The following is a 4,285-nucleotide window of genomic DNA, read 5'->3' on the forward strand; positions in this document are numbered from 1 at the left end:
CCCAGCGAACCGGCAACCATGTCCTTCGTGGACGCGCCGGACCAGTACGCCGCACCGCCGGTGGAAACCTGCACGATGCCGTCAGACTCGGCCTCAGCGAAGCCGCGCAGGGCCGCGTTCAGCGTCTGGGAGGAGGTGACGTTGACCGCCGGGAACGCGAAGCCGCCCTTCTTGGCACGGTCGATCATCTCGGCATAGATCTCTGGGGTTGCAATAGGCATGCTGACTCCTAAATCGAATTTCGTCTGCGGGTTTCGTTGACCCTGGAGTGAACCTCGTCGGCTAGGATCCATCCTAGCCAGTTCTGCGCTGGGGCCGTGTTTACCGTCACGCCGCCCGGTAACACTTGCGGCTGTTGCCGAGATGGCACTTCACGGCAGTCCCCGCGGCGAACACTGCCGCGAACTGTCACTTCGCGCACCAGCCGCGGCTCTCCAACGCTGCGCGGACCTTGCTGACGACGGCGGGGCGGTCGCCTGTGAGGTGGAACCTTGACACGCGGACCTCCAGCCAGCCGTACTCGGCGGCGATGTCCGCTCGCCGGATATCCCTCAGGTACTGGTCCGCGGCGTTGTGGTGGGCGCCCTCGTACTGCAGCGCCACGCGTTGCGCGGGATAAGCGGCATCAGGCCACAGCACGGGGGCTCCGTACACATTCCTCAACACGAAATTCAGGACCGGTTCGGGCAAGCCGCCGTTGACTATCGCCAGGCGCATCCTCGTTTCGGGCTGGGAGTCCGAACCCACCCTGATGAGCTCCACGGCTGCCCGGGCCTTGCGCACACCCCGAATTCCAGGATGCCGCGCGACCATGGCGTGAAGGTCCTCGACGGTGCATTTCGGTTCGCGGGGCCGCGGGAAGTCCGACCCGTGTGAGCACACCAGCGAGTCCCCTGCCACGACGAGTTCCTCCAGGCTCAGCTGCGAGGCCAGGTCCAGCCACGTGCGGGCAGGCGAGGTGAGCCGGACGCCGTCGTACTCCACCACCTCATCAGGAAGCAGCGTGAGGAGGTGACCCACGACGTTTGCCCTGCGGGGCACGCTGAAACCGCGGCGCCGGGCCACGTGGATTCGCCAGTCATTCTCGAGCCATCCAGGCAGGCCGGCCTCCAGCACCCGAGCGGCCGATCCATGGGAAAGCACTGAAGCGTCGTCAAGGTCGGTGTACGCGCGCACGGCCGAGAGCCCGGACGCCTGCGAGCCGAGGTACATCCGGATCCCCCGCGAAACCGTGGCAAGGTCCTTGGCCTCGGTGCTGGTACGGGTGACACCTGCCTTGTCCGAGGCACGGAGGGAGAACGAGCCGCGGGTCAGGTGTTCGGGAAGTGGCGCCCTGTGCATGCTCCATTGTCGCCGTGCGAGTGGGCGCCGCAGGAGTTATCCACAGCCCCGCGGCCGAACCCGGATCGAGATGGCACTTAACGGCAGTCACCGCGGCGAACACTGCCGTGAAGTGCCATCTCGGCGGGGAGTTAGACGTGCTGGCCGAACACGTGACGGCGCACCCAGGCGTGCATGGCGATCGCCGCGGCTGAGCCCGCGTTGATGGAGCGGGTGGACCCGAACTGCTCGATGGACAGCGTGGCCTCCGCCGCCGCATGCACCTCGGGCGTCAGCCCCGGGCCTTCCTGCCCGAAGACCAGCACGCATTTCTGCGGCAGCTCGTAGGTCTCCAGCGGCACGGAGTCTGGGAAGATGTCGATCCCGATTATGGCCAGCCCCTCCCCCTGTGCCCAGGCCACGAAGTCATCAACGGTGGGGTGGTGGCGGACGTGCTGGTAGCGGTCGGTGACCATTGCCCCGCGGCGGTTCCACCGCCGTCGGCCGATGATATGGACCTCCTTGGCGAGGAACGCGTTGGCGGTGCGCACCACGGTGCCGATGTTGAGGTCGTGCTGCCAGTTCTCGATGGCGATGTGGAAGTCATGCCGTTTGGCGTCCAGGTCCGCGACGATCGCCTCGTGCTTCCAGTACCGGTACTTGTCCACGACGTTGCGCCGGTCGCCGTCGGTCAGGAGGTCGGGATCCCAGTGGTCGCCCGCCGGCCATTCACCCTCCCAGGGCCCGACGCCGACCTCCGGCTTTTGCTCGGGGGTCCCGTTCTGGTCTGGCTGGGATGGTTCTGGTTGGGGTTCGGGTGTCCCGGGCGTTTGCGTCACCCCTCAACACTAGACTGGGCTCCGAACGCAAACATCTTGGTGAAGGAATGACATGGCAGAAGCGGACAAGGTAAAGACATCGGCGGCCGTCTACCGCAGCGGCCAGGAGATTGAGTGCTGGCTCACCGACATGGACGGCGTCCTGGTACATGAGAACCAGGCCGTCCCCGGGGCCGCGGAATTGATCCAGCGCTGGGTGGACACCTCAAAGCGCTTCCTCGTACTCACAAACAACTCGATCTTCACGCCGCGCGACCTCGCCGCCCGGCTGCGGGCCTCCGGCCTGGAAATCCCGGAGGAGAACATCTGGACGTCGGCCCTGGCCACGGCCCAGTTCCTGAAGGACCAGGTGCACGGGTCGGACTCGGGCAACCGCGCGTACACCATCGGAGAGGCAGGGCTGACGACGGCGCTCCACGAGGCCGGCTTCATCCTCACCGACCAGAACCCCGACTTCGTGGTGCTCGGTGAAACCCGCACGTACTCCTTCGAGGCGATCACCATGGCGATCCGGCTGATCCTTGCCGGTGCGCGCTTCATCGCCACCAACCCGGACGCCACCGGCCCGTCCAAGGAGGGTCCGATGCCCGCCACCGGCGCCATCGCCGCGCTGATCACCAAGGCGACGGGCCGGGAACCATACATTGTGGGCAAGCCGAACCCCATGATGTTCCGCTCGGCCATGAACCAGATCGACGCGCACTCGGAGACCACCGCGATGATCGGCGACCGCATGGACACCGACATCATCGCGGGCATGGAGGCCGGGCTGCACACCGTACTGGTACTCAGCGGCATCACGCAGCGCGACGAAATCGCCTCCTACCCGTTCCGCCCCAACCAGGTGCTGAACTCGGTGGCGGACCTCAAGAACCAGATCTAGAACGGGGTCATCTTCCCGCCGCCTCCGGGCAGCGGGAAGATCTCGTTCTCCAGGTCCTCCAGGATGGGCCGGTACACGAACGGATTCCAGCCGGGGCTCGCGTGCGCCGGCAGCGCCCCGGTGGTCTGCCGGTCGTCCGAGACCATGTTGGCGGCGAACGTGCGCGCCCACGAATCACGGGACGTCTGGTAGTTGACCGTCTGGTCCCGCGGATTTCCGATGTAGGCCATGCGGGTATCCCCGATCTGGCCCGCGAAGCGCGTCGCGTCGAAGTGGTAAATGTAGGCGGATTCGGTCTGGATCAGCACGCTTGAGGGGGCGATCGGGGACAGCTGCTCCAGCGTCTGGTCCAGGATCTGCCGCCACGTCCGCTCGTCCTTGTGGACCACCCGTTCCCCCAGTTCGTAGCCCCCGCGCAGCACGGAGGGAATCCGGAAGCCGCTTTCGTACAGGAACACGACGCCGTCGAACCAGCTCTGGTCCAGCACGTCGAACTTGCTGTAGGGGCTGCAGTCGAGCACGATCAGCTCCACCTTGACGCCGTGCAGCTCCAGCAGCCGGGCGGCCACCTGCGTGGCCACCATGCCGCCGAAGCTGTGGCCGTAGAAGTAGAGCGTGGTGAGGTTGTGCGCCCGGACGTGCTCGATCACGGCGATCACGAGCTGGTCGATGTCCAGGCCCAGGTTCGAATACCCGGCCGCCGCGAGCTGGCCCCGCAGCCGGAGGCTCCCGCGGAGCGAGTTGAGGATCCACTGGGCCTCCTCCCAGCTGGTTTTGTAGCCGGGGAACAGGATCCAGCTGGCGTGCGGGAAGTAGCTCTGCGCGAAGTCGTCATCGACCATGAGGATCTTGTGGACCTGCCGCTCCTCCTGCACCTGCTTCGTGAACAGCATGTCCGCGGCAAGGATGGTGGAGGCGCCGGCTCCGGTGAGGAAGGTCCGGCGGGAAAAGCGCTTCAGGTCTGCGGCGCGCCGAAGCAGCCGGGCAGCGTCTGCGCCCGGCGTCTTCTGCCGGCCCGTCTGGCCGGCGGCCCCTTCATATGGCACTGAACTACCCTAGGCACAGTCCGGCAGGGCAACACAAGCGGGCCGTGGCTGGGACCCGAGCCCTGGGGGCAAAAAGCGGAGCGGACGGCGGGGGGGGGTGCCCCCGGGGGGCGCCCCCGGCGGGTTTTTGGGCCCCGGATACGCCCCGGCCCCGCGGGGGCGTTGTGTATGCGGACAAGTAACGGGGGGGGTATTAA

General features: G+C 66.7%; 5 protein-coding genes. 1 reads left to right on the plus strand and 4 read right to left on the minus strand.

All coding sequences use genetic code 11. The features are described from left to right. From ACFRAU_RS00005 to ACFRAU_RS00015, 3 genes are all read right to left on the minus strand, one after another. The coding region (locus ACFRAU_RS00005; protein WP_377998253.1) for a class II fructose-bisphosphate aldolase at nucleotides 1–221 on the minus strand (221 nt) is incomplete at its 3' end. A 187-nt stretch (nucleotides 222–408) separates the two neighbouring features. Continuing rightward, nucleotides 409–1,341: a hypothetical protein gene (locus ACFRAU_RS00010; protein ID WP_377998254.1), complete on the minus strand. Its 933-nt coding sequence runs from the start codon at nucleotides 1,339–1,341 to the stop codon at nucleotides 409–411. A gap of 131 nt (nucleotides 1,342–1,472) precedes the next feature. Continuing rightward, complete coding sequence (locus tag ACFRAU_RS00015; protein WP_377998256.1) at nucleotides 1,473–2,159, minus strand: TrmH family RNA methyltransferase; 687 nt, start codon at nucleotides 2,157–2,159, stop codon at nucleotides 1,473–1,475. Between the two features lie 52 nt (nucleotides 2,160–2,211). Here ACFRAU_RS00015 and ACFRAU_RS00020 point away from each other — a divergent pair, with 52 nt between their 5' ends. Beyond that, the gene (locus ACFRAU_RS00020; RefSeq protein WP_377993799.1) at nucleotides 2,212–3,042 is read left to right on the plus strand and encodes an HAD-IIA family hydrolase; all 831 of its coding nucleotides are present in this window, start codon (nucleotides 2,212–2,214) and stop codon (nucleotides 3,040–3,042) included. On the opposite strand, the gene ACFRAU_RS00025 is transcribed toward ACFRAU_RS00020, so the two are convergent. Next, entirely contained in the window at nucleotides 3,039–4,088 is a 1,050-nt protein-coding gene (locus tag ACFRAU_RS00025) for a thioesterase domain-containing protein (protein WP_377998257.1), read from the minus strand. The genes ACFRAU_RS00020 and ACFRAU_RS00025 overlap by 4 nt on opposite strands. Nucleotides 4,089–4,285 lie beyond the last annotated feature (197 nt).

This window comes from Arthrobacter sp. NPDC056691, from assembly GCF_042791415.1.
Classification (GTDB): Bacteria; Actinomycetota; Actinomycetes; order Actinomycetales; family Micrococcaceae; genus Arthrobacter.